This is a genomic window from Microvirga medicaginis (assembly GCF_052658925.1).
In genome coordinates, this window is the sequence record NZ_JBQWEL010000060.1 from 1 (window position 1) to 923 (window position 923).

Genomic DNA, 923 nt, shown 5'->3' on the forward strand with positions numbered 1-923 from the left:
GCCCCGGTGAGCGTGGTGCGGCTGCCGAGCGACCTGCCCGGGCCGCTCGGCAAGCGCGGCCCGCAGCGCGTCACGGTCAATTTCGAGACCACCGAGGTCACCGGCCAGCTCGCCGACGGCACCAGCTACCAGTACTGGACCTTCAACAGCCAAGTCCCCGGCCCGTTCGTGCGCGTGCGCGTCGGCGACACCGTCGCGGTCAGCCTCACCAACAACGAGGCCAGCGCCATGATGCACAATGTCGACTTCCATGCCGTCACCGGCCCCGGCGGCGGCGCCAAGGCGACCGAGGCCGCGCCGGGCGAGACCCGCGGCTTCGAGTTCAAGGCGCTCAACCCGGGCCTGTACGTCTATCACTGCGCCACCCCGACCGTGGCCCAGCACATCGCCAACGGCATGTACGGCCTGATCCTGGTCGAGCCGGAGGAGGGCCTGGCCCCGGTCGACCACGAGTTCTACGTCATGCAGGGCGAGCTCTACACCGCGCAGGCGCACGGCACCAAGGGCCACCTCGACGAGAGCTACGACAAGCTCATCCGCGAGCAGCCGGAATACTTCATCTTCAACGGCAGCGCCGATGCGCTCAAGCAGAACCCGCTCAAGGCCCGGGTCGGCGAGACGGTGCGGATCTTCTTTGGCGTCGGCGGGCCGAACTTCACCTCGTCGTTCCATGTCATCGGCGAGATCTTCGACAGGGCCTATCCGATGGCCGCCTTGAGCAGCCCGCTCAAGGACGTGCAGACCATCACCACGCCGCCGGGCGGGGCGAGCGTGGTCGAGTTCAAGCTCGAGGTGCCGGGCAATTACGTGCTGGTCGACCATGCCCTGAGCCGGGTCGAGCGCGGCCTGGCCGGGATCCTGCAGGTCGAAGGACCGGCCAATCCGGCACTGTTCAAGGACCACAACCCGCAGCGCTCCGCCCA

The 923-nt window shown here is 68.4% G+C and carries 1 protein-coding gene; it reads left to right on the forward strand.

Features of this window, described 5'->3' with window-relative positions; translation table 11 throughout:
* The coding region (gene nirK / locus ACUXUR_RS26750; protein WP_445505381.1) for a copper-containing nitrite reductase at window positions 1–923 on the forward strand (923 nt) is incomplete at both ends.